The sequence below is a fragment of the Jejuia sp. G7-7 genome (assembly GCF_055808955.1).
Map to the genome: position 1 here is coordinate 462,346 of NZ_JBVVSZ010000001.1, position 25,934 is coordinate 488,279.

23 protein-coding genes, 1 other RNA gene and 1 pseudogene are annotated in these 25,934 nt (G+C 32.2%); 15 read left to right on the forward strand and 10 right to left on the reverse strand.

All coding sequences use genetic code 11. The features are described 5' to 3' along the window. Window positions 1-212 precede the first annotated feature (212 nt). Window positions 213-539, forward strand: an RNA gene (gene rnpB, locus AC0L5U_RS02340) — RNase P RNA component class A. Window positions 540-605: 66 nt separating this feature from the next. Here rnpB and AC0L5U_RS02345 read toward each other — a convergent pair. The 5 genes from AC0L5U_RS02345 to AC0L5U_RS02365 form a co-directional block, all read right to left on the reverse strand. Then, window positions 606-1,358, reverse strand: a complete 753-nt coding sequence (locus tag AC0L5U_RS02345) for a hypothetical protein (protein WP_473414483.1) — start codon at window positions 1,356-1,358, stop codon at window positions 606-608. 27 nt (window positions 1,359-1,385) lie between these two features. Further along, entirely contained in the window at window positions 1,386-1,868 is a 483-nt protein-coding gene (locus AC0L5U_RS02350; RefSeq protein WP_473414484.1) for a hypothetical protein, read from the reverse strand. A 192-nt stretch (window positions 1,869-2,060) separates the two neighbouring features. Further along, window positions 2,061-2,603 carry a 16S rRNA (guanine(966)-N(2))-methyltransferase RsmD gene (gene rsmD, locus AC0L5U_RS02355; protein WP_473414485.1) on the reverse strand — a complete coding sequence of 181 codons (543 nt, stop codon included), beginning with the start codon at window positions 2,601-2,603 and terminating at the stop codon, window positions 2,061-2,063. Continuing rightward, a complete protein-coding gene (locus AC0L5U_RS02360; RefSeq protein WP_473414486.1) occupies window positions 2,603-3,421 on the reverse strand; it encodes a DUF3822 family protein in 819 nt (272 codons plus the stop codon). Before AC0L5U_RS02360 ends, rsmD begins: the two co-directional genes overlap by 1 nt. Further along, window positions 3,408-4,145: a hypothetical protein gene (locus AC0L5U_RS02365; RefSeq protein WP_473414487.1), complete on the reverse strand. Its 738-nt coding sequence runs from the start codon at window positions 4,143-4,145 to the stop codon at window positions 3,408-3,410. The genes AC0L5U_RS02360 and AC0L5U_RS02365 overlap by 14 nt, the downstream gene beginning before the upstream one ends. A 130-nt stretch (window positions 4,146-4,275) precedes the next feature. Here AC0L5U_RS02365 and AC0L5U_RS02370 point away from each other — a divergent pair, with 130 nt between their 5' ends. The 6 genes and pseudogenes from AC0L5U_RS02370 to AC0L5U_RS02395 all read left to right on the forward strand — a co-directional run bounded on the left by AC0L5U_RS02370 (window position 4,276) and on the right by AC0L5U_RS02395 (window position 9,536). Then, window positions 4,276-5,703 (forward strand): ATP-dependent DNA helicase, encoded by a 1,428-nt coding sequence (locus tag AC0L5U_RS02370; RefSeq protein WP_473414488.1) that lies wholly within the window; start codon window positions 4,276-4,278, stop codon window positions 5,701-5,703. A gap of 64 nt (window positions 5,704-5,767) precedes the next feature. Next, window positions 5,768-6,343: a DUF4126 domain-containing protein gene (locus AC0L5U_RS02375; RefSeq protein ID WP_473414489.1), complete on the forward strand. Its 576-nt coding sequence runs from the start codon at window positions 5,768-5,770 to the stop codon at window positions 6,341-6,343. A gap of 38 nt (window positions 6,344-6,381) precedes the next feature. Next, window positions 6,382-7,109 (forward strand): annotated as a pseudogene (gene kdsB / locus AC0L5U_RS02380) (3-deoxy-manno-octulosonate cytidylyltransferase). Continuing rightward, window positions 7,100-7,804, forward strand: a complete 705-nt coding sequence (locus AC0L5U_RS02385; RefSeq protein ID WP_473414490.1) for an HAD family hydrolase — start codon at window positions 7,100-7,102, stop codon at window positions 7,802-7,804. Before kdsB ends, AC0L5U_RS02385 begins: the two are co-directional and overlap by 10 nt. A 96-nt stretch (window positions 7,805-7,900) precedes the next feature. Next, entirely contained in the window at window positions 7,901-8,983 is a 1,083-nt protein-coding gene (locus AC0L5U_RS02390) for an iron-containing alcohol dehydrogenase family protein (protein WP_473414491.1), read from the forward strand. A 1-nt stretch (window position 8,984) separates the two neighbouring features. Continuing rightward, entirely contained in the window at window positions 8,985-9,536 is a 552-nt protein-coding gene (locus AC0L5U_RS02395; RefSeq protein WP_473414492.1) for a 1-acyl-sn-glycerol-3-phosphate acyltransferase, read from the forward strand. Between the two features lie 163 nt (window positions 9,537-9,699). Here the strand turns inward: AC0L5U_RS02395 and AC0L5U_RS02400 are convergent, their stop codons facing one another. The 5 genes from AC0L5U_RS02400 to AC0L5U_RS02420 form a co-directional block, all read right to left on the reverse strand. Continuing rightward, the gene (locus tag AC0L5U_RS02400; protein ID WP_473414493.1) at window positions 9,700-12,300 is read right to left on the reverse strand and encodes a zinc-dependent metalloprotease; all 2,601 of its coding nucleotides are present in this window, start codon (window positions 12,298-12,300) and stop codon (window positions 9,700-9,702) included. 246 nt (window positions 12,301-12,546) lie between these two features. Then, window positions 12,547-13,428 carry a ThuA domain-containing protein gene (locus AC0L5U_RS02405; protein ID WP_473414494.1) on the reverse strand — a complete coding sequence of 294 codons (882 nt, stop codon included), beginning with the start codon at window positions 13,426-13,428 and terminating at the stop codon, window positions 12,547-12,549. 120 nt (window positions 13,429-13,548) lie between these two features. Beyond that, window positions 13,549-14,601: a ThuA domain-containing protein gene (locus AC0L5U_RS02410; RefSeq protein ID WP_473414495.1), complete on the reverse strand. Its 1,053-nt coding sequence runs from the start codon at window positions 14,599-14,601 to the stop codon at window positions 13,549-13,551. A 97-nt stretch (window positions 14,602-14,698) separates the two neighbouring features. Then, a complete protein-coding gene (locus tag AC0L5U_RS02415; protein ID WP_473414496.1) occupies window positions 14,699-15,676 on the reverse strand; it encodes a Gfo/Idh/MocA family protein in 978 nt (325 codons plus the stop codon). Window positions 15,677-15,781: 105 nt separating this feature from the next. Next, window positions 15,782-16,255, reverse strand: a complete 474-nt coding sequence (locus AC0L5U_RS02420) for a hypothetical protein (RefSeq protein WP_473414497.1) — start codon at window positions 16,253-16,255, stop codon at window positions 15,782-15,784. A 134-nt stretch (window positions 16,256-16,389) separates the two neighbouring features. On the opposite strand from AC0L5U_RS02420, the gene AC0L5U_RS02425 reads away from it, so the two are divergent. The 8 genes from AC0L5U_RS02425 (at window position 16,390) to AC0L5U_RS02460 (ending at window position 25,924) form a co-directional block, all read left to right on the forward strand. Next, complete coding sequence (locus AC0L5U_RS02425; RefSeq protein WP_473414498.1) at window positions 16,390-19,311, forward strand: FAD-binding and (Fe-S)-binding domain-containing protein; 2,922 nt, start codon at window positions 16,390-16,392, stop codon at window positions 19,309-19,311. Between the two features lie 232 nt (window positions 19,312-19,543). Further along, window positions 19,544-20,605 (forward strand): chorismate synthase, encoded by a 1,062-nt coding sequence (aroC, locus tag AC0L5U_RS02430; protein WP_473414499.1) that lies wholly within the window; start codon window positions 19,544-19,546, stop codon window positions 20,603-20,605. Between the two features lie 334 nt (window positions 20,606-20,939). Continuing rightward, window positions 20,940-21,233 (forward strand): barstar family protein, encoded by a 294-nt coding sequence (locus AC0L5U_RS02435; protein WP_473414500.1) that lies wholly within the window; start codon window positions 20,940-20,942, stop codon window positions 21,231-21,233. Next, on the forward strand, window positions 21,234-21,608 hold the full coding sequence (locus AC0L5U_RS02440) for a hypothetical protein (RefSeq protein WP_473414501.1): 375 nt from the start codon (window positions 21,234-21,236) through the stop codon (window positions 21,606-21,608). A 120-nt stretch (window positions 21,609-21,728) separates the two neighbouring features. Then, entirely contained in the window at window positions 21,729-22,205 is a 477-nt protein-coding gene (locus tag AC0L5U_RS02445; protein ID WP_473414502.1) for a DinB family protein, read from the forward strand. Window positions 22,206-22,288: 83 nt separating this feature from the next. After that, complete coding sequence (locus AC0L5U_RS02450; RefSeq protein ID WP_473414503.1) at window positions 22,289-23,827, forward strand: phospholipase D family protein; 1,539 nt, start codon at window positions 22,289-22,291, stop codon at window positions 23,825-23,827. A 207-nt stretch (window positions 23,828-24,034) separates the two neighbouring features. Further along, window positions 24,035-25,360 (forward strand): dicarboxylate/amino acid:cation symporter, encoded by a 1,326-nt coding sequence (locus AC0L5U_RS02455; protein WP_473414504.1) that lies wholly within the window; start codon window positions 24,035-24,037, stop codon window positions 25,358-25,360. A 216-nt stretch (window positions 25,361-25,576) separates the two neighbouring features. Next, complete coding sequence (locus AC0L5U_RS02460; RefSeq protein WP_473414505.1) at window positions 25,577-25,924, forward strand: hypothetical protein; 348 nt, start codon at window positions 25,577-25,579, stop codon at window positions 25,922-25,924. Window positions 25,925-25,934 lie beyond the last annotated feature (10 nt).

Genomic DNA, 25,934 nt, shown 5'->3' on the forward strand with positions numbered 1-25,934 from the left:
CGGATATAAAAAATTAAACGATTTCATATCCGCGGAGCAGTAAACGAATCTTTCTAAAAAGACACTAACTTTTCATATAAAAATCTACTCTAGCAAACAAACCCGTGTTAGGGGTTGTAGAGGAAAGCCTATAGCCCGAACCCTTTTTGGGGTAACGCTCAAATAATTAATATTATTTAGATTATACAATTTAGGAATTGTAATTTTGCAAGCAAGTAAATCGCCTTATCGCCTAGGTGCTGAATTTACTTCAGTATCTGGGAGGAAAGTCCGAACACCGTAGTGCAACATAGTGGTTAATGGCCACCAACCGTGAGGTTAGGAAAAGTGCAACAGAAAGTATGTACAGGTAATGCTGTAGTGAAACCAGGTAAACTCTATGTGGTGCAATGTTATGTAAACTAGCGCTTGAAGGCGGCACGCTTGATTGCTGGAGGGTAAACAGCTAAAGTGTTTTGGTAACAAAACATGTAGATAAATGATAGGGGCTTTTTTTTAAGGGAAGAGTACAGAATTCGGCTTATAGATTTACTTAAATATAAATAAACCCTTCTCGAAAATTTTGAGAAGGGTTTACTGTTAAAAAATGATTGGTTGTGTATTTTTTACTCTGCTTTGGATGAATAGGATAAGTCTCTTCTTATTTCTCCTGTTACTTCTTCCATTTTAATTGCGTTTGCTAATACTTTTTGAAAGGTTTCGTAGCGTTCTGGGCCGAGTACTTTTTTATTGGCTTCTTCTTTCGTAGCAGAATCTATTGCATCTTTACTAGACATAGCTACCATATAATAGTTGTTCATAGTTCCGTATGCTGTTCTGTACATACGGTAGTAAGATTTAGAGTTTTTTGAAGCAAACATTTCTTTAACGGCTTTCATCCCCTCTCTTAATGCCTTACTATTTTCAGGTGTATAATATATAAAGTAGAAATCGCGATAGTCAAGCCCTTCTTGTGTTTGTGACATACCTTCTGGCATATAGGATAGTTTTTCGTCTAAAACAATTACATAACTTCCGTGTGAATCATAACATTTATCAAAACGGTCGAACATTGCTCCAAAATCATCACCCATGGTTTTTGCCATTTCAGCAAACGGACGTTTGTCTAGTTCAGCAAAATTTTCGATTGGAGATACATGTAAATATCTAAAATCGTCTAAGGTAACAGTTAGCCAACTTGCTTCTGGTTTATGTTTTACACAAGCTTCTTTGAATTCTTTTGCTACTTTTTCATAGTCCAACATTTTAGATGGCTTTACATTGTCTTGATGTACTTGAAACATTTGTTGGGCATGAGAAATGTTAGTGGTAAAGCATAAAAGGCTTATTAATACTAAGGCTGTTTTAATAGTTTTCATAATTTATGGTTTTGGTTAATTAATTTATTATTCTGTTGTTTTTGCTTCTGCAGCAGATTTTGCCGCCGCCAGGGCTGCAAATTCAGCATTCATCGTTGTGCCATCAAAATACACGTGCTCTTCTACTATTTTGCCATTAATGAATTTAACAGCTAAGTGAACGGGTATTACTAATTCTTTATTATTTGCTGCAATTTCACCTTGATGTGTTGCCCAATAGTAAACCCAGGTTTCATCCTTTTTGTCTAACACCATCTCAATATGCTCTTTATCATGGTTGAACCCATATGAAGCCATAACGCTAGTCATGCCTTTTAGCCCATTGGCTCTTTCTTCAACGCTAAGGGATTTATCAGAATTCACAAAAATTTTGGCAGTATCTGCAAAATGACTTTTCCATGTATTCCAATCTCCAGCTTCGTATGCTGTTATTCCAGATTTCAGGGTTTGTATTTCGGCAGAATCTGCAAAATAACGTTGTGGTTTGTTTTCGCAAGCATTGAATAGCATAACTACTAATCCAAGTAAAAAAGTTTTTTCATTTTATTTATGGCATTAAAGGTTAGTATTAACGTTAAACCATAGACAAAATCTAAAAAAGAAGAGTTCTTTTTTATTGAATGAGAGAAGTATGTATAGAGCCTGGGACTCTTAAGGAGAATTCTAAATTACTGAAAAAAAGTAATTACATATTAACTTATGTTAATTTTGTGTTTCAAAAAAACTAAAGACACAACCACCATAGTTTTTTTGATAGGAGAAATTTGGTTTTTTAGAGAGGTTGGTATGTTTAGAATGTTCTACAATTAAAACACCGTTTTCTGAGATTAATTCGTTTTGAAATACCAACTCAGAGATTTTGGTAAACTGATCGTCGGTAAAACTATATGGTGGATCAGCAAAGACGATATCTACTTTTAAATTCGTTTTTTCTAAGAATTTAAAAACATCACTTTTTATAGTATCAATAGGCATTTCGAACTTCTGCGCAGTTTGGTTGATGAATTTAATACAACCAAAATCTTGGTCTATACAAGTGATTTGTTCTGTTCCTCTAGATGCGAATTCGTAGCTAATATTTCCTGTGCCAGCAAATAAATCTAAAACTGAAATAGTATCAAAATAATAGGTGTTGTTTAAGATGTTGAACAAAGATTCTTTTGCCATATCTGTAGTGGGCCGCACGGGTAGATTTTTTGGCGCTACTATTTTTCTACTTTTAAACTGTCCTGAAATAATACGCATTAAAAACTTTGTATTAATGTATAGTGTGAATGATTGGTTTTTGGTGCTTGAGTGTATTTGTAGGTGTCATTTCTGTTACCAAAATTGATGTTTCGGATGTATTTGTATGCTATGTTGTATAACTCGTCATTTTCTGAAATAGCTCCAATTAACTCTAAATTTAAAGTTTCTGGGTCTAAATTTAATTGTTCGGCAGTAAATAATATATAGTAAATAAAGTCTTTTTCGTTGTTGTATTCAAAAGTATTGTACAATGTTAGTTTTCCATCGCTTGTGATTATAATTTCAAAATGTTTATCTGCAACATTTACATACATCTTATGATCCTTATTATTATTATTATTAAGTATATTTTCTAATAATAATGTTGAGAAGTGCTTAAATGTAAATTCTCCAAACTTTTCATAAATAAAGTTATTGATATTTACATATGGCACATAAACATTTATACTATCGTTATTACTAATTTCATCATGACTTATAAAATCTGACTTTAATATTTTTGAATTGAATTTTAAATAATCAGCTAAATACTCTTTATTGAAAAGTGCTTTTGGAACTAGTGTAGAGAGTTCATTTTCGTGAATAATCAAAACCTCATCAAAATTAGTTTGTAACTCTTTTTCAGTAGTAAATAAATGTTTTAAATGGTCTAAAGCCTCAAAAGGATTTACTTTCTTATTGAATTTATAATCTTTAAGCGTGGTGATGGTATTTGTATCTAATTTTAGAATACAAAAAGAAAGTCCACTCAAACTAATTTGAATGGACAGTTTATGATTAGAAAGTATTTTTAAATTTTTATTAGTTGTCGCCATATACTTTAGGCCAGTTTCCAGTAGTTTTTACTTCATCCATAGAACCTACTTTAAGTGCATCTCCGTTTACACCTTCAACTGAAACAACTTGATTTTCTTGCATTACCAAATCTTTTGGTTGATCGTGTAAAATCACATCTTTTTTAACAGAAGCTTCAAATACAGGGATTCTTAAGTCATTTTGTTCAACAAAACCAGATTTCAATTCAAATTTAGCACCTTCTTTACCAACTGGAACATTCATGATACTTTTATAACGATCAGAATTTTTGAAAAGTGAATCTTTTACTGGAGTATAACCTAATGTATCTACAACAACAATATCTTTAAAAGTCTCAACACCACCGTATCTTTTAGTAAGTTCTTCATCAACTACACTCGAATCTTTACGTTGTGTTAATGTAAATTGAGCTGTATCAATAAATTTTATTAGGTTATCGAAATTACCAGCAAATTTTCCAGTAACTGATCTGTGTGCCAATTGAGCATCTCTAATATCTTCTAAACTTTTAATAACCTCAGCATATCTTTTATCTTTTTCTTCATTAAAAAGAATAGGGTTATAAATAGACATAAATGTTTTATAACCTAAGAAGGCAATTAAAAGCCAAAGGGCAATAATCAAAATAGATTTAAATTTTGAAGGTATAAATTTATCAATTAGCTTTACTAGAGCGATTGTAAGTAAAATTACACCAACTATTACGAGAATAAATGTCAACATAGTCTATTATTTAATTTTTTAGTTTGTTAATGGTCTTTCGCAAATCTACAATTTTTTTTAATGGTTAAAACGTATCTTAATAAAAATCATTTTTATATTTGAATAATTTCTAACCTCTTTTGCTATTTTAATGACATCAGCTGAATTTTATTCACTTATTAAAAAACACTTTCCATTTCAGCCAACGTTAAAGCAAGATATAGTTTTACAACAACTTTCGCAATTTATTTTTGATAAAACACCAAATAGCTTGTACCTATTAAAAGGCTACGCTGGTACTGGTAAAACCTCTATTGTAAGTACTGTAGTTAATAATTTGTGGAAAGCAAAACAAAGTGCTGTTTTGTTGGCGCCAACTGGTAGGGCAGCAAAAGTTATTTCTAATTATTCAAAAAACGAAGCGTTTACAATTCATAAAAAAATATATTTTCCAAAGAAAAGTACAAGTGGTGGTGTAAAATTTGTACTGCAGCCTAATAAGCATAAAAACACCATTTTTATAGTAGATGAAGCTTCAATGATTCCAGATACTCCTGGAGATTCTAAGTTATTTGAAAACGGCTCTCTTTTAGATGATTTGATGCAGTATGTGTATTCTGGTCATCGTTGTAAATTATTGCTTATTGGAGATACTGCGCAATTACCACCTGTGAAATTGGATTTAAGTCCGGCTTTAGACGAAAATAAATTAGCCTTAAATTATAATAAGGAAGTCACTAAAATGGAGTTAGACGAAGTGGTGCGTCAAGAAGAAGGTTCGGGTATTTTAACAAATGCTACAATACTTAGAGAAACACTTTCAAGTCAGTTTTTCGACACATTTAAGTTTAATTTAAATGAATTTAAAGATATTGTTAGATTAATAGATGGTTATGAAATTATGGACGCCATTAATGATGCGTACAGTAATTTAGGTAACGAGGAAACCGCTTTTATAGTGCGCAGTAATAAGCGTGCCAACATGTACAATCAGCAAATTAGAAGCAGGATTTTATTTAATGAAAATGAACTGAGTGCTGGTGATTACCTCATGGTAGTAAAGAATAATTACTTTTGGATTAAACCAACTACAGAAGCTGGTTTTATTGCAAATGGTGATATTATTGAAATACTAGAAATTTTTAGTATTGTAGAATTATACGGTTTTCGCTTCGCGGAAGTAAAAATTCGTATGGTAGATTATCCAAAAATGCGTCCGTTTGAAACCGTATTGTTACTCGACACAATTGATGCAGAAACCCCGTCATTATCATACGATGATTCAAACAGGCTTTATCAAGAGGTTATGAAAGATTTTGAAAACGAAACCAGTAAATATAAGAAGTTTTTAAAAGTAAAAAACAATAAGCATTTTAATGCCTTACAAGTAAAGTTTTCATATGCCATTACATGTCATAAATCTCAAGGTGGACAATGGCATACTGTTTTTGTAGAACAACCGTATTTGCCCAATGGTATAGATGTTGATTATTTACGTTGGTTATATACAGCGGTTACAAGAGCTAAAGAAAAATTGTATCTTATAGGTTTTAAAGATGATTTTTTTGAGGAAGAATGATGAGATTAGTCACAGTTAATAATTGCAGTATGCAATTGGTTTTGCTATATAAGAATTTAAGTTTATGACACCAGAAACATTAATTAGTATTTGTTTAGGTATAGGTTTGTCAGCATCCGTTGGCTTTCGGGTATTCTTACCTTTATTCGCTTTAAGTTTAGCATCTTATTTTAATGTATGGCAACTTAACGAATCTTGGGAATGGGTTGGGAGTGTACCAGCTTTAATTACTCTTGGAGTTGCAACAATTATAGAAGTTTGTGCTTATTTTATACCATATGTTGATAACCTTTTAGATAGTATCGCAGTACCCCTAGCTGCTCTTGCAGGTACGGCAGTTATGCTTTCTACAGTTGCAGATTTAAGTCCAGTTATTACTTGGGCTTTAGCAATTATCGCTGGTGGAGGCACCGCCGCAGCCATAGCAGGAACTTCAGGTACAACACGATTAGCATCAACTGCAACAACAGGAGGATTTGCAAATCCAGTTGTTTCAACAATAGAGACTGGAACATCAGCGGTTATGTCAGTTATTTCTATTTTTGTACCTATTGTTGCTATAATTTTGGTTATCATTATCCTATTAATCATATTCAAAATATTTATCCGATTCAAACGAAAGAAAGAGACTGTAGTATAAATGTTTGGTTATTTTTGAATAAGAATAAAACCAATTAAATGAAAATAATTTCAATGATTCCTGCGCGTTACGCCGCATCTCGATTTCCAGGCAAACTCATGCAAGATTTAGGTGGTAAAACAGTAATACTTCGCACCTATGAAGCTACTGTTGCTACAAATTTGTTTGATGATGTTATTGTTGTTACTGATAGTGACATCATTTATCAGGAAATTGATAGTAACGGTGGTAAAGTGATGATGAGTAAAAAAATCACGATTGCGGTAGTGATAGAATAGCAGAAGCTGTTGAAAATTTAGATATCGATGTCGTAATTAATGTTCAAGGCGATGAACCTTTTACAGATGAAGACTCGTTAAGAAAATTGATTGATGTTTTTAAAAATGATACTAACAAGCAGGTTGATTTAGCATCATTAATGGTGCATATAACTGATGAAGATGATATTAATAACCCAAACACAGTTAAAGTTGTTCTAGATCAATCAGATTTTGCACTATATTTCTCTCGTAGCCCAATTCCTTATCCGAGAGATAAAAATGTTGGTGTTAAATATTATAAACATAAAGGGGTATATGCCTTTAGAAAACAAGCTATTTTAGATTTTTACCGATTACCTATGCAAACCTTAGAGGCTTCTGAAAAGTTAGAACAATTAAGATACTTAGAATACGGAAAGCGCATAAAAATGGTAGAAACCAATGTTGAAGGTGTTGAAATTGATACTCCCGAAGATTTAGAACGAGCTAAGAAACTATGGAAATAGATTTTAGCAAGATAAAAGTAATTGGCTTTGATGCCGATGATACACTTTGGGTAAACGAAACTTATTTTCGTGAAGCAGAGAAGGAGTTCTCCAAATTATTATCTGAGTTTGAAACTCCAAATAAAATAGATCAAGAACTCTTTAAAAAAGAAATAGGTAATTTACCATTGTATGGCTACGGTGTTAAGGCGTTTACATTATCAATGGTAGAATGTGCTTTGGAGCTATCTAACAATACTATTTCAAATCAAAATATTGAAAAAATCCTTAATATTGGGAAACAAATGCTTAACAAACCAGTTGAATTATTGGATGGTGTTGAAGATGTTTTAGAGCGATTGTCTAAAAAATACAGACTAATTTTAGCTACTAAAGGTGATTTGTTAGACCAAGAAAGAAAATTAGAAAAATCTGGTTTAACCTCATGTTTTCATCATATTGAGGTGTTGAGTGACAAGCAAGAAATTAATTACTCTAAACTTTTAAATCATCTTGATATTGAACCAAAAGAATTTTTAATGATAGGGAACTCTTTAAAATCAGATGTTTTGCCATTAGTAAATATAGGAGCAAATGCAATTCATGTACCATTTCATACCACTTGGGCACATGAAATGGTCACAGAAAAAGAGACAAATGGAAAACAATATAAAACAATTAACACCTTAAGAGAGCTTTTGAAATTAATAGGTTAATAAAAAAAGCATAATATTTATAAAGTTTAAAGTCAATTTAAATACGTAAATTTAAAATAATACTATTTTTACGTTTTGTAAAAGAAAATATGTTGCATGAGTTATAAAAACTTTCCAATGGTGCCAAGAGTTGTTTTTGGTAGAGGTAGTTTCAATCAGTTAGAAGAATTGTTAGCACCCAATCGCCTAAACAGAAATGCACCATTTGTTTTTTTGGTGGATGATGTTTTTAAGACAGAATTAACTTTAACTTCAAGAATACCAAAATCTTATGATGATAGACTAATTTATGTGTCTGCTGATAAAGAGCCCAAAACATCACAAGTTGATGAGTTGGTTGAAGATATTATTTTAACTTCAAAAGAACAACCCTCAGGAATTATTGGTATTGGAGGAGGCTCTATTTTAGATTTAGCTAAAGCAGTTGCCATTATGTTGAACAACGAAGGTAGCGCAGAAGATTATCAAGGATGGGATTTAGTAAAAAATAAAGGGGTATATCATGTAGGTATACCAACAATTTCTGGGACTGGGGCAGAAGTTTCAAGAACTACTGTTTTAACAGGTCCAAAGCGAAAGTTAGGAATAAATTCAGATTTTACACCTTTTGACCAAGTAGTTTTAGACCCAGAACTTGTTAATGGTGTTCCAAAACAACAATGGTTCTACACAGGTATGGATTGCTTTATCCATAGTGTTGAATCTTTAAATGGTACCTATTTAAATGCCTTTAGCGAAAGCTATGGCGAAATGGCATATGGAATTTGTAAGGATATATACTTAGATAGTAAATTGTCTAAAAAAGATGCTCAAGATAAATTAATGATGGCTTCATGGCATGGTGGTATGAGTATTGCTTACTCTCAGGTAGGAGTAGCACATGCACTTAGTTATGGTTTGTCTTACTTGTTAGGTACAAAGCACGGTATTGGTAATTGCATTGTATTTAACCATCTAGAAGAGTTTTATCCTAAGGATGTTGCATTGTTCAAAAAAATGATGACTAAGCATAATATTGAATTGCCAAAAGGAATATGTGCAGATTTAAGCGATAAAGATTTTGATATCATGATAGCTGTTGCACTTAGTTTAGAACCACTTTGGGAAAATGCAGTTGGTAGCAATTGGAAAAAAACAATCACTCCCAAAAAGCTTAAAGAATTGTATCAAAAAATGTAATATGCGACAAAGGCTGGCAAAGTTTATATATTTTAAATTACTAGGTTGGCAGGTTGAAGGAGATTACAAAATTCTACAAAATGATATTAAAAAAGCAGTACTAATAGCTGCTCCTCATACCAGTTGGCACGACTTCTATATAGGTGTATTGGTACGTGCTGTTCTTGGTATTAAAGCAAATTTTGTTGGTAAAAAAGAATTATTCATTTTTCCTTTTGGGTATTTTTTTAGAGCCTTAGGTGGAAGGCCTATAAACAGGCAAAATAATGAGAACAAGGTTCAAGCTATTGCTAAACTATTTCAACAAAATGATGTTTTTAGAATGACTTTAGCACCCGAAGGAACCAGAAAAAAGGTTGACAAGTGGCGCACAGGTTTTTATTATATAGCAAAAGAAGCGAATGTGCCTATTGTAATGTTTACCTTAGATTTCGGAAATAAAAGGAATACTTTTTCTAAACCATTTTATACTACTGGTAATGTTGAAGCAGATTTCAAGTACATGCGCGAGTTTTTTAAAGGTGTAAAAGGAAAAATACCTGAATATTCCTAATGTGATTTTTTGCTTGTGGCATGAAATTTGATTTTTAATAAGTAATGGTTGATGAAACATAAAGTAAACAATTATTTGTCCCTAAAAAGAAACATACACCTTATAAAAATAAAGCTACTCCATTTTATTGAAGTAGCTTTTTTATTTTGAGTTTATCTAAAGTCTATTTCAACTCTTTTAGTCCGTTATCAATTAGTGTTCTTAAATGTTCTTTATGAGCTCTAGAAGCTATGTTTCCTGAAGGTGCAGCCATAGTTCTAATACGTTTTAAATTATATAGAGCCATAGATTTTGCATTGTGCGTATATTTAGAATTGATTTTTCCAGTAAGCATGTTTAATAACATACGAGTGTATCCAAGTTGTAAGTTTTGCCTAAAAGAATTTACACTTCCGTATATGTCTGCTTTAAAAATAGCATTATTTAAATCTGTCATCATGGTTGATAATTTATAGTCATTTCCATAAAGCTCAGAATCTGTAATTCTTTGTAATGTATTGTAGTGTAATAAATGACTCAGAACTCTAGATTGAATAGCTAATATCTGACTGTGAATTTTTGGGTCTTCTGGTGCTCTGAAAAAATCATAACCTCTGCGTTGACTTGCCAAATAATTAATAAGATTATCAGGTATATCAAAAGCATTTGGCGCAAAAACATAATTTTTTAAGGTGTTCATAGCACGTTTTTGATCTTCTAAGCTTACAGGTGTGTATGGTTTAGTAGCTCCTTCTTGTCCAGCCATAGCTCTATCAACATATACACCACCAATAAATCGTGACGTTACATTAGCGGCACTTCCTTTTAAACTAGTTAAAGTCCCATAGGCTTGTTTAAGTTCTTGATAAGACTCACCTTTTTTAGTAAACTTAAATTTTAAGTCTCCCATCATATTATCAATTAATTCAAAACGATCAATAGAATATTGAATTTGGTCGTTTGACAAATCTCCAACCATAACTCTTGGGTCAATTGCTTTTCCAGGAGAACGCATATCGTCAGCATCATTGCCAAATATTAATTCAGGTTTGGTAGATTGCTTTAATAAGCCATCTTTCTCAGCTTCAAATTTAAATGGTGTGTATCCAAATTGAATAGCCCATTCATCATAAGGACCTACGGTAACATCGTAGTATTGACCTTGTTTACTTCTATCTTTTGTAAGGTTTATTGCTGCATAATCCATCACAGATCCTGTAAGACATTTACCTTCAATAAAATCAGCATCTGCCAATTGTTCAGGAGAAAATAACTGACTAGCTTTCATATTATGATTTAATCCTAAAGTATGTCCAACCTCATGCATAATCAAGGCCGTCATGGCTTCCTTTTTCATGCGTTCCATTTCAAGATCAGAATTACTACTTGCTTTTAAAACAGCATTTCCAAATAATATATTTTTATGCATTTCATTTCCTAACGAACAATATGCATGATTATTAGTTTTATTATCAAAATCATTCATGTAATTACTAGAGGTTGTTGTACTGAATAGTTTATCATAAAACACTCTATTGGTAAAATGTACATACTCTAACATAATATCTGCACCTAAAATTTCTCCAGTTTTTGGGTTTACAAAACTTGGCCCGTAACCACCAAAAGGAGGTTGCGGAGATGATGTCCATCTTAAAACATTATATCTAATATCTCCAGCATCCCAATCGGCATCATCAGGTTGTTGTTTTACAACTATTGCGTTTTTGAATCCTGCTTTTTCAAATGCTTTATTCCATTCTAAAACTGCGTTTTTAATGGTTTCTCTCCAAGCAATAGGTGTAGTGTTTTCCATCCACCAAGTAATAGGCGTTATGGGTTCAGAAATAGCCTGTTCGGGGTTTTTCTTTACTAAGTTCCAGCGATGTACTAAATCTTTATATTGAATAACATCAGTTGAAGTTTGGTCATCAACCTGTGTTGTAAAATAGCCAACTCTTGGATCGTCATATCTAACTTCATAATCATTATCTGGCATCTGAATTAAAGAATGATTTACTTTGATGCTTACATTTCTACTGTCCGCCACAGCATTGGATCCACGACTTAAAGTTGAAGGTTTAGAGTACACATATTCTGCAGTAATATTAACATTATCAGGATAATTTTTAACTGAGTTCAGCTTAGTTTTATTTTTATCTAAATTCCCTAAAGTAAAAGCTGTAGGAGACATTCCAGGATATCTTGAGGGTTTTAGTTGACCAAAAGTTTCTTTGAGGAATAAATCGTCGGCTTTAATCAAGTACAAGCCTTTTTTACTATCAGAAGCTTCAATTTTTAAACTTGCAATATTTCCGTTTGATATGTTAGCATTTTTAGCTTTTGAAATGGCATTGTCAGGATCAAAATAAAACGAAGTATTTTGTTTAATAAATTCAATCTTATTGAAATGCTTATTGATTTTAAATACTTGAGAAGATCCATAAGATCCTCTGTTCAATCTGCCAGCATCCATTACACCATCAGCTATTTGCGCAAAATGAATAAATTCTTTATCCAAATCATTTTCAGAGATAAGCATTTTTAGTGAACCAGTAATTGTATCTTGATACAATGTAAAAAGCCCTTTTATTTCTTTGCTAGATTTTACAAGTGAAGCTATAGTTTTTTTCTTTGGTGCTTTTTTTGCTGGTGCAGCAGCTTCAGTTTTACTCTTCTTTTTTTTGTCTTTTCTTTTGTTTTGAGCGTCTAATTGATTTGGTAAAAGGAATAATGCCATTAAAACAACTGTAATTGTTTTCAATAGCTTAAAGTTTCTAGTCTTCATGATTTTAGTGATTGATAAATATTTATTTAAAATTAGTCGCCATAAATTTACAATTCTATCTTGATATAATTATAAAAAGGAATGTTAAATAAGATTAAATAGAGTATTTGTTACGTATATGAGTTAATGAGTTTTGATGTGAAACTTAAATAAGGCAAATAAGTTTCATATCAAAATAAAGTTGTGTTTGGGAGATGTATAGTTAAAGAAATTTATTTATTTCTTGCTTAGAACAAGTAATACGTTTTAAGGCAACCATTTTCTAATACTTATTTTTTCAGAATTTGGGAAATCACTCGGAATTTCTTGTAACACATTGCCAGTAGCAGCCCATTCTGCACCGCGTTGAAACGTTGTAATAAACCCTACACATTCCATAGAATAATCCATATGCCCTAAAGTGGTATGAAACACACGCCCTTTTTGATAATTAATTGTCATTAACATAGGTTCGTGTCTTCCAGTACGTTTTTTGTCATCTTTTTTATCTGAATAAGAAGTAGCAAGAATAGTCATGTTTTCGGCAGGACCTCTCAGTTTTTCGTATAATTCATCTTTTGCATGCAACCACTCCTTTGGTAAACCTTTCATTATTGGGTGTTCAGGAGCTCTTGTTGTTAAAACAAATTCACTTTGCTTTCCGTGTTGGCCACAGTTACCTTTTGAGGGGTCGCGTTCAACTTTATTTTCAGTATTGTAAAAAACGTAAGGACCAGTTTGAGCACTTCTGCCACCCCAGCCACCAAGACCAATCATTTTATTAAATTCATCCCAATCACCCCAAGAGTTGTCTGCGGCATGAATTACCACAAGCCCGCCGCCATTAGCCATGTATTTTTCAAAATCTGCTTTAGTATCATCTGGTAAATTAGAGGCTTTCCAACCTAGGTTAGATACAACTAAATCGTAGTTGTTAAAGTTTGGTTTAAAATTAGGGTCAAACTTTGGTTCTTTAACAGGTGTTGTTTTTATTGGAGATGGTAACGGAAACTTTTCAATAAGATTTTCGCCCTTCCAAGTGTATACTTTTCGAGTAACATCAACTTTAAAAAGTCCAGTTTTCTCTAAATAGTCTTTAAGCATCAACGTGCTCTTTGGCCAAATGGCATGGTTGTTTTCACCATCCATTATTAAAACTTTTAGTTTGGTTTTTGTACTTTGATTTGAAGCGCTAGTATGAGATTTACAACTAATAGTTAAGCTCATGCAAATCAATAATAGAAATAAATGTATTTTCATGTAGAACCTTTATTCTTGTATTGCTAATGCCCAATTTATAGCACTCGATTTATCAGCTGTTGGGAAATTTTCAGGAATAGGTTGCGTAACATTGCCAGTAGCAGCCCATTCAGCACCTCTTTGAAGAGTTGTTATAAAACCAATACATTCCATAGAATAATCCATATGCCCTAAAGCAGAATGAAACACACGTCCTTTTCCATAATCAACGGCAATCAACATAGGCTCATGTCTTCCCGTACCTTTAACATCTTTTTTCCATGGTGGCGCATTATGCAAAGTATCAGAGTAAGCAGTTGCTAAAATTGTCATGTTTTCTCCAGGACCTCTCATGCGGTCGTAAAGTTCATCTTTGGTATGTAACCATTTTTTTGGCAAGCCTTTCATAATAGGATGTTCTTGTGCTCTGGTTTGAATTTGAAATTCATATTGTTTACCGTGAGACGCACAAATACCTTCAGAAGGGTCTCGTTCTATTTCTCCATTTTCATTGTAAAACACATAAGGTCCAGTTTTAGCGTCTCTACCACCCCAAGCACCAAGACCAATCATTTTGTTGTATTCATTCCAGTCTCCCCAAGCATTATTTGCAGCATGAACAAGTACTAAACCACCTCCGTTTTTTATATAACTTTCAAAATTTTGTTTTGTGGCTTCTGGCCATTCAGAAGATTTCCACCCCAAATTATTAACCACCACATCATAATTTTTAAAATCTGGATTAAAATCTGGGTCAAATTTTGTAGAATCTACAGGTGTTCTAGTTACACCATCGCTTAAAGGATAAAGCGTTAGCAATTCGTTAATATCATCAACACCTTTTACTTTATTATAATGTGGGCCTATCCAAGTGTATTTTTTTCGTGCAATTTCAACGTCAAATAATCCTGTTTGCTCTAGATAATCTTTCATCATGAACGTGCTTTTTGGCCAAATTCCATGATTGTTTTCACCATCAAGAATTAAGACTTTGAGCTTTTCTTTAGTTTCAGATGATTTTGATTTACAACTAGATATTATTGTTATTCCTAAAAAAAGTACAAAAAAGTAACGAAGCTTCATAATATGAGTTTATTTCTGTGAAGATATTAAAAATGAATTTCAGTCATAATAAAAATTATTCTAAAGAGAAATTCATTACGAAAACTTTAAGGACAAGTTAAACTTTACCCAAAATTTTATCCATTATCCAACTGGTGTGAGTTGCAGTTTTTCCTGAAGACGGATGTTTGGAATTATTTAAAATTAATTCATCCCGCATATTATTTACATGATACAGTTGAACGTGTTTTGGGTTCTCAATAAAAAGTTCTTTTTCTTCTGAATTTGTTTTTAAATGAATGGGGTTTTCTAAAAATATAGAAAATCGAATCTGCCCCTTGCTACCAATAATGGTAACATCATCTATACGATCATTGCTTCCAAAGTTCCAAGTTCCAGAGCCTGTTATATTATTTTTATGAATCCAAGATGCTGTAATTGCATCATAAGCATCATAAAGATTTTGTTGATTTTTACATATGCCTTGGGCATTTTCAAAATCTCCTAAAAAGAAAGCAAATAAGTCTAAACCGTGACTTGCCAAATCGTCAAAATAGCCACCAGGTGCAATTTTGTAATCTGTTCTCCAATTATATGTTTTTGCTAAATCTTTATCGCTTGGAGGTTTGCAAAATGTCCAGTTAATATGTCTTACTTCTCCAATTTTACCCTCATCAACCCAAGATTTTACTTTTAAAAACCGAGGTAAAGATCTTCGGTAGTAGGCAACAAACAGAGGAATGTTTTTAGCTTCAAAAGCATTTAAAATAGCTAAACTATCTTCATAATTTGGAGTTATAGGTTTTTCAATACAACAAAGTTTACCAGCCTTAGCAACTTTTATAGCATACTCTTTATGGCTATTTGGGGGAGTAGCAATGTAAATAGCATCAACATTTTTATCATTAATTAACGCATCTGCATCATTGTAAAATGTTTGGATGTTATGTCTATTAGCATAATCTTTGGCTTTATCTAAATTACGTCGCATTACTGCTACAATTTCAAAACCATCTGTTTGTTGATATGCGGGGCCACTTTTTATTTCTGTTACATCTCCACAACCAATAATACCCCACTTTATAGTTTTATTCATTTTTTTCATTAATTCTCAATCAAATATAAACCACTTTCATATCTTTTAAAAAGAAAAAGCACCCAAAAAAGGTGCTTTTCTATAATATTATAAAATTTATTTAAATTAAAATTGGTAACGGATACCTAAAGCGATATCAAAATCTAAATCATTTCTAAAATCTCCAAATCCTAATTCAGGTCTGGCATCTAGAGATAATTGTAATGGAATATCAAAATTATATTCTATACCAATATCCCCTGCTGCAAAAAAGAAGGTTTCATCATCTGCCAAGCTATCAAAGCTATAAGAGCCAAGGCCGCCACCAACACCAGCGTACCAGTTGAAATTACCTTCAAGTACCCATACCCATTGGTATAAACCAGCTAGTTTAAAACCATCATAACCTCTACCGGATCTAATGCCTAAATCTGCCTCTAGACGATTGTTATCACCCAATGCACGTTGATAAGATATTTCAGCCCCAAAACCATCACTATCTCCTAAACGCAAACCAATTGCATTTTTAGAAATGTCTTGAGCATTTGAGGTAAAAGAAAAGCCAACTATGGCAATTGCTAATAAAAATAATTTTTTCATAAGTTTTTAAATTTTAGTTTCAATTAATATACGGTCTATTTGTTTAAAAAGACCATGTTTATTATTCTGGATAACTTTGCAAAAATAAAGCCAAAAATGTATTTATATTTAACTTTTAAATGAATTTGATGTAAATGCAAACAAATAAGCATCTAAGTATCTTAAAGTCAGTGCTATCAGGAGAATTGTTTTATGATGATTTAATGAAATCATTATATGCCACAGATGCATCAGTCTATAGAATTCTGCCAAAAGCGGTAGCATATCCAAAAAATAGTGAAGATTTAGAAGAATTAATCAAATATGCAAAGGCTCATAAAACTTCATTAATTCCTAGAACTGCTGGAACTTCTTTAGCAGGTCAATGTGTGGGTGAAGGTATTGTTGTTGATGTTTCAAAATATTTTACGAAAATTCTAAGTTTTAATCAGAACCAAAAAACTGTAACTGTTCAACCAGGAGTAGTTAGGGATGAATTGAATAATTACTTAAAACCGTTTGGTTTGTTTTTTGGGCCAAATACATCAACATCAAACCGTTGTATGATAGGAGGGATGGTTGGTAATAACTCTTCAGGAACAACTTCAATTCAGTACGGCGTTACACGAGATAAGGTTTTAGAATTAAAAACGGTTTTAAGTGATGGAAGTGAAGCTGTTTTTAAAAGTATGTCTTCAGAAGAATTTTTAAAAAAAACAAAGTTAGATACTTTAGAGGGTGAAATTTATAAATCTATTTATGAAGAATTAAAGCCTAAAGAAGTTCAAAATGAAATCACAGCAAATTTTCCCAAACCAGAAATTCATAGAAGAAATACGGGGTATGCTATTGACGAGTTGATTAAAGCTGATATTCTTTCAGACAGTTCAGAAAAATTCAACATGTGTAAATTGTTATCTGGTAGCGAGGGCACGTTGGCGTTTACAACACAAATTACGTTGCTATTAGACGATTTACCACCAGAACATAGTATGATGGTAGCAGCGCACTTTAATAGTGTTGAAAACTGTTTAAAAGCGGTTGTTCCAGTTATGAAACATAATTTGTACACCTGCGAAATGATGGATAAAACTATTCTAGATTGTACAAAACGCAATAAAACCCAAGAAGAAAACAGACAGTTTTTGGTTGAAGACCCTATGGCTATCTTAATGTGTGAAATAAAATCTAAAACACTTGAAGATGCCAAAGCGCAAACTGACGCGTTAATCAAAACGTTACAAAATTCAAGTTTAAGTTATGCAACACCTGTACTAGCAGGGAAAGATATTGATAAAGCAAATAATCTAAGAAGTGCAGGTTTAGGCTTGTTAGGAAATATGATAGGCGATAAAAAAGCAGTTGCTTGTATTGAAGATACGGCTGTGGTTTTGAATGATTTGGCAGATTATATCTCAGAATTCACGCAGTTAATGACATCTTACAATCAAAATGCGGTGTATTATGCGCATGCAGGTGCTGGGGAAATTCATTTGCGACCTATTTTAGATTTAAAGCAAAAACAGGATGTGGTTTTATTTAGAGAAATCACAACTGATGTAGCGCATTTAGTAAAGAAATACAACGGTTCTTTTAGTGGAGAACATGGTGATGGTATTGTGCGAGCCGAATTTATTCCGTTAATGATTGGAGATAAAAATTATCAATTATTAAGAAGAATAAAAAATACTTTTGATCCTAATAATATTTTCAATCCAGGTAAAATTGTAGATGCCTTGCCAATGGATAAATCATTACGTTATGAAACAGATAGGATAGAACCTGAGATTGAAACCCTATTAGATTTTTCAAAATCAGAAGGTATATTACGAGAAACAGAAAAGTGTAATGGATCTGGAGATTGTAGAAAATTACCAGAATTTGGAGGTACTATGTGTCCAAGTTATCGTGCTACTAGAAATGAGAAAGATACAACACGAGCAAGAGCAAATGCATTACGTGAGTTTTTGACTCAATCAGATAAAAAAAATAAATTCAACCATTCAGAATTAAAAGAAGTTTTCGATTTGTGTTTGAGTTGTAAAGCATGTGCTAGCGAATGCCCAAGTAGTGTAGATGTGGCGAGCTTAAAAGCCGAATTTCAATACCAATATCAGAAAGAAAATGGCGTGTCTATGCGTACTAAATTATTTGCTAATAATAACAAATTAAATATTATTGGCAGTAAATTTACGGTATTAGCAAACTTTGTGTTTTCTAACCGATTAACATCTTCAATTTTAAAAAAATCATTCGGTATAGCCAAAGAAAGAAATTTGCCTTTAATTTCAAATAAAAGTTTAAATAAATACATTCAAATAAAACATAATCAGTTGGTTAAAGTTAATTTTTTAAAAGAGATATATTTGTTTAATGATGAGTTCTTAAATTTTTTAGACACCAAAATCGGTATTGATACTTTAGAGCTTTTAAAAGCCCTAAATTATAAAATAATAGTACTGAACTCTTCTGAATCTGGTCGTGCATTTTTATCAAAGGGATTACTAGAACAAGCAAAAAAATTAGCTAATAAAAATGTTTCAATATTCAAAAATAAAATTTCAAAAGAGACACCATTAATAGGCATAGAACCTTCTGCTATTTTAACTTTTAAAGACGAATATCTAAAATTAGCAGATGATAAAACTGCCGCAGAAAAAATAGCAAAACACACCTATTTAATTGAAGAATTTATCCAAAGTGAAATTGAATTAGGCAACATAAAACCAGAACAATTTACTTTAGAATCAAAAAGCATTAAGTTTCACGGGCATTGCCATCAAAAAGCGATGCGTAATCAGCTTTCAAGTTTTTCGGTTTTAAATCTTCCAAAGAATTATAAAGTTACCATAATTCCGAGTGGTTGTTGTGGTATGGCAGGGAGTTTTGGTTACGAAAAAGAACATTACCAAGTCAGTATGCAAATAGGAGAGCAAACCTTGTTTCCTGCAGTACGAAAAGCTTCAATAGAAACAATTATTGCTGCAAACGGAACAAGTTGTAGACATCAAATAAAAGATGGAACAGGTAGAGTGGCAAAGCATCCTATTACAATTTTAAAAGAGGCACTTTTATAGTTCGCAGTCTAAATTATTTTTTAAACTGTTTCGGTCAGTTTTTATATGAATATAAAAACCTTCATCTTTTCTTAAATATTTAACCCCAAAAATTCTTTGGCCTTTGCGAGAAAAACTTTAAACCTCTTTTTCGAATTAAAAAAAATTATTTATCATAAAAACCTTATGTTAGATTTCATTCAAAATTAGCGTAATTCAAGACGATAGTTTATTTTAGCAAAAAATTAAAAAAATGGCTGGAAACTCCTTCGGAAAACTATTCAATTTAACAACTTACGGCGAATCTCACGGACCTGCATTAGGTGGTGTTATAGATGGTTGTCCGTCTGGTATAAAATTAGATTTAGACGAAATTCAAAATGAATTAAACCGAAGAAAACCAGGACAATCTGCAATTGTTACACAACGTAAAGAACCAGATGCCGTAAAGTTTTATTCAGGCATTTTTGAAGGTGTAACAACCGGGACTTCAATAGGTTTCGTAATAGAAAATACCAACCAAAAATCTCACGATTATTCGCATATAAAAGATAGTTACCGCCCAAGTCATGCCGATTATACCTATGATAAAAAATACGGCATAAGAGATTACCGAGGTGGTGGGCGTAGTTCTGCACGCGAAACCGCATGTCGGGTAGTAGCAGGTGCTGTAGCAAAACAAATGCTTAAAAATATAGAAATTTATGCTTACGTTTCTGGTGTTGGTAACATGAAACTAAACAAGCCGTATACTGAATTAGACCTCACAAAAATTGAATCTAATATTGTGCGCTGCCCTGATCAAGACATGGCAGCAAATATGGAAACCTATATTAAAGAAGTACGTAGTAAAGGCGATACCGTAGGAGGAATTGTAAGCTGTGTTATCAAAAATGTGCCAGTAGGTTTAGGCGAGCCAGTTTTCGATAAATTACATGCCGAATTAGGTAAAGCCATGCTATCCATAAACGCCGTTAAAGGTTTTGAGTACGGTAGTGGATTCCACGGCAGTACCATGTATGGAAGCGACCATAACGATTCCTTTAATAATGATGGTTCTACAAAAACCAACTATTCTGGTGGTATTCAAGGTGGTATTAGCAACGGAATGGACATTTATTTTAATGTATCATTTAAACCCGTAGCAACCCTTATCCAGAAATACGAAACCATCGATAAAAATGGCAATACTGTAGAAATGCAGGGTAAAGGGCGTCACGACCCATGCGTTGTGCCTCGCGCCGTACCTATCGTAGAAGCCATGGCAGCATTGGTAATTGCCGATTTCTATTTAATTAATAAAATATATTCTTAATTTTTTAGGAGCTATTTCCCGCTTTCCGCTATATCTTTTTAAAACGTTATGGCGAGGAGTGAGTGACGTGGCAATCTGTTAAATTCTAGTTCCAAACTAAAGTTCTAGTCAGTTTTAGGTTTTAAAAAGGATGCCGCTGCAATCGGGGCTAAACTATCTGCTAAAGCCTTTCTTTTAGATTAACTTTTTGTATTTCAGCACATATTTTTTATAAGAAAGATTAATTATCTTTACGGATAACAGTAACAAAATAGTTGCTATATTCTGATTTATTTGCGGGATATGAGTAATAAAAGTTACTATATAACAAGTTGGTAGTAATTAGAGGAACGAAATGCAAACATTCAGAATTAAAGGAAAAAGATTAAAGAATTGGAAGACATTCCACTCTGAATTTAAGAAAGAAATGAACTTTCCAGATTATTATGGAGACAATATGAATGCATGGATTGACTGTGTAGACGAACTGACTGACGAACCAACTATTTTACAAATTGACAACGGAAAATACCTGAAAGAGAATGCACCCCAATTATTGAACGCAATTTTGGAATGTGGAGCTTTTGTTAATTATAGAAAAATAGAAGTTGGAGAAAAACCGAATTTGATAATTTCAACTAATAGTTAATTGAGAAAATCTGGATACAAATATCAAATTGAGCAGAAACTCGACAAGAAAAATTGGGAAATAGTACTAATTGATGAAAGCGGAGAATGGTGGGATGATGAACATTGGAAAGTTCAATTCAAATTCGACCAAAATATTTTCTTTTATCTATGTTTTATTGTTGACCCTCAATTTGAGGGACAAAGAAAAAAAGGACAAGGAATTTATGAAATCAAGGCATCAACTGAATTCCCTGAAAATTGGAATGATGATTCGAGTGAATTTGCTTCTATAAGTATGACAAAAAGAAAGTTTGAAATAAAACTAAAGGAATTTGTTGAAGATTTAGAAAAATATAAAAAAGAAAAAACTACTACCAAAAACGTACAAAATTAATTATAAATTTGTCTAATGTTTGGGGTGCAGTCTATTTTCTATTCGGTTTGTATTTGCTAAATTAGTTACTTAAACCACGCAACTAATCCTATACAAAACCAAAAGGAAACAAGAAACCAAATGAATAAAACATATAGGAAAGGAGCCATTGGAGCTTTAACTGACGAATACGAAAAAGCTCTAAACGAATTAAAAGACTTACTCTTGCAGATTCCTGACGCTGAATTTCAAAAAACATATAATAAAAAAACTGACGTTGACTTTCAATCAGTAAAGAATATAGTTTTACATATTATTAATTCAGGATATGTTTATGCGAATCATATTAGAAATAGGTTTGGGAATAATTATGTTGTTCCAAAAATAGAAATTAAAAAAACTGAAGAAGGAATATCTGAACTTGAAATAATGTTTGAATATACTGTTGAAACTTTTGAAGACAAATGGCATTTGACCTATGATGAATTAATGAAAACTATAATAAAAACTTCTTGGACAACTTACGATTTAGAAGCTATTACTGAACACGCAATCGTTCATGTTTTAAGACATAGACTTCAAATTGAAAAAATGATTGCAAAATACAGAATAATATAGTACTTATGAGAATAAAAACTACTGTCAATATGCATATATAACAAATAAAATATGCACTATTTCTACAAGAAAACAAGAATTTCATGAACCAAATTAAAACTTTAAAAATAGGTTTCATTTTAATTTTACTCATCTTAACATCCTGTAAAGAAAACAAAGCCCAAACTTCAGAAACTAATTATTGCAATCAAATGAATAGAGATACTAGTGTAACATTAACTAAGGAGCTAGAAGATATAGCTGATACCATGCAAACTAAAACTGGAGTTTATGTTTTAGAAGATGGTAGTAACGCGATGATAGCTAGAGCATGGTTAAGTGAGTATGCTGAAAAAACAATCGATATTCAGTACTTTATTTTTTCAACAGATAATGTAGGGCTTATTGCTTGCGATTATCTGGTTCGTGCAGCAGACCGCGGTGTTAAAGTACGAATAATTGTAGATGATATTATGGTAGATGCTGATGTGGAAGATATTTTAACCTTTAATTCTCACAAAAATATTGAAGTTAAAATTTATAATCCAGGTGTTAATTTAGGCAAGAATATTATTCAAAAAATTGGAAAGTTTGCTACAGATTTCCGGGATGCTAACCAGCGCATGCACAATAAAACCTTTATAGTTGATGATAAAGTGGTAATTACTGGTGGCAGAAATATAGCCAATGAGTATTTTGATTATAGCCATGAATATAATTTTAGAGATAGAGATATTTTACTTTTAGGTAAAACATCAAAAACTGTAAAAAAATCGTTTAATGATTTTTGGAATAGTGATTTAAGTAAAACCGTAGTTGAGGTTGTTGGAGAAGATCCTGAGAGGTTATATCCAGAAAACAGATTTAAGAAATTGCATGAATATGCCTGTAATCCAGATAATTTTTGGCCTGAAGTAAGGGAGCGAATTAAAAATTTACCAGAGGTGTTTAATGAAATTAAAGCTTCTGGCGAGTTAGTTTGGTTAGATAATGTGGATTTTATTTCAGATAACCCTGGGAAAAACGATGGCGATAATTTTTTATTAGGCGGAGGTATTTCAACAAGTGCTTTGATTGATTTGGTAAAGAACGCAAAATCGTCTATCGATATACAAACTCCTTATTTAATAACTACAAAAGATAGTAGAACATTATTTGAAGATGCCGTAAATCGTGGTGTAAACATCAGAATTCTTACCAATAGTTTAGCGTCTACTGATAACATAGAAGCTTTTAGTGGTTATCAAAAAAATAGAGAAGAACTATTGGAAACTGGAGTTCGTATATTCGAGTTTAGGCCAGATGCCGAAGAACGTACTAAAATAATGACTGGCGAATTACAAGAAACACTAGAGCATAAACCAATTTTTGGTTTGCATGCGAAAACCATGGTAATTGATGGGAAAACAACTGTTATAGGTACATTTAATCTAGACCCTAGAAGCGCAAATTTAAATACTGAATGCTTTGTTGTGGTAAACTCTCGTAAAGTCTCAAAAGGTGTTTTAAAGGGTTTGAATATAGAATTTAGCCCAGGGAATTCATGGGAAACTACTCTGGAGTATAATCCAGATTCTGAGGTAAGTAATTACAAGCGATTAAAAACATGGACGCGCAAAATTATTCCAAAGAACATTTTATAATGTGCTGTTTTTTGAGACTAACTTGTAGAGTTATTTTTGAAAATAATTCTATGATTTTTATATTTTTTTGAAGATGCGTTCAAGATAAATTCAATTTGCGTGTTAATACATAAAATAGCTATCTTGTTCAGAGTTAAAAACTAAGATTTAAAAATTTTAAAACGTAACAATTCCTCTATTTTTGGGAGGTTAGGATAGCCATTATTTATGAAAAAACTAGCATTACATTGGAAGATTATTATTGGAATGATTCTAGGAATCATTTTTGGTTTTATTATGAATACAGTTGATGGTGGGAAAGGTTTTGTAACCAACTGGATTGCACCTTTTGGAACCATATTTATCAATCTTTTAAAATTAATTGCAGTACCATTAATCTTGGCATCCTTAATAAAAGGGATTTCAGATTTAAAAGATATTTCTAAAATAAAAGAGATGGGGCTCCGCACTATTGGTATTTATATTTCTACAACTTTAGTAGCTATAGTAATTGGTTTAAGTATTGTAAACATAGTTAAACCAGGAAACGGAATGCCGCAAGATACCATAGAAAAAATTAAGTTGAAATATGAAAATGATGCTGGAATTACCGATAAATTAGTGAAAGCCTCTGCACAAAAAGAAGCTGGTCCATTACAAGCATTAGTAGATATTTTTCCGAGTAATATTTTTAAATCGTTTGCAGAAGCTTCTATGCTTCAAGTGATATTTTTTGCCATTTTTGTTGGCATTTGTTTATTGTTAATTGGAGATAAAAAGGCAAAACCATTAGTGAAATTCTTTGATTCATTAAACGAAGTTGTCATGAAAATGGTAGATTTAATAATGCTTTTCGCACCTTATGCTGTTTTTGCTTTATTAGCAAATGTTATTATTGCTTTTGATGATGTTGAAATTTTAATTAAGCTACTCTACTACGCATTTTGTGTTGTTGGTGGATTAATTTTAATGATTGGTTTCTATTTAATTTTGGTAAGCGTGTATACCAAAAAATCGCCCATGTGGTTTTTGAAGCAAATAAGTCCTGCGCAGCTATTAGCATTTTCTACAAGTAGTAGTGCTGCAACACTTCCAGTAACTATGGAACGTGTTGAGGAGCATTTGGGTGTAGATAAAGAAGTTTCTGGTTTTGTATTGCCTGTTGGAGCAACAGTAAATATGGATGGCACGAGTTTATATCAAGGTATTGCTGCAGTATTTATTATGCAGGTTATTTGGCCTGAAGGTTTAACTTTTACCAATCAATTGGTTATTGTGCTTACAGCTTTATTGGCTTCAATAGGAAGTGCTGCTGTACCAAGTGCGGGTATGGTAATGCTGGTAATTGTATTAGAATCTATTGGTTTTCCTGCTGAATTATTACCTATTGGGTTGGCACTTATATTTGCGGTAGATAGACCTTTAGATATGTGCAGAACCGTTGTAAATGTAACAGGAGACGCTACGGTTTCTATGATTGTTGCCAAATCTTTAGATAAGCTTCATGACCCAAAACCGAAAGAGTGGGATGATAACTATGATGCTGTGAAATAGAAAATGAAATTTATCAACTGTATATGTATTCTGCTTTTTTTAGCTTTTGTACATGTAGTAAAATGAATCCTGCTAATTTTTGGGAAGAGTTTGATACTGACAATATTGTTTCTTTGGAAGGAGATTTTCAAGGAAGATATGGTTACAAAATAGTTCATTTTAAAAGAGAAAAGGGTAGTTATGAAATTTCAAACATTCTATCTTTTGCTAAGCAGAATGGATGGAATATTTATAAAGAAAAAATATACAGAAGAAGGTTTAGTATCTTGGGAAGATAATGGCAAACTTTTATTTAAGCCTACTATAACAGGTTTTAAGTCTACTGAAATTAAGGATGAATTTGTTAAAGTATTTCCTAGGTATATTGATGCCAATTTTACTGTTTATGAATTTGATACAGATGGTATGGTCTTGGTAAATTCTGATACTAATGCGGCATCACAAAGGGTTGGTTTTATAGTGTTAAGTGATGATAAAAGAGTAATGACTGTTTATCATTTATGGGGAGAAACAAAAAGACATGAAATAGATGATAGTGATGGTCTTGGGGGACAAGTGCGTTAGGGATTGCAGA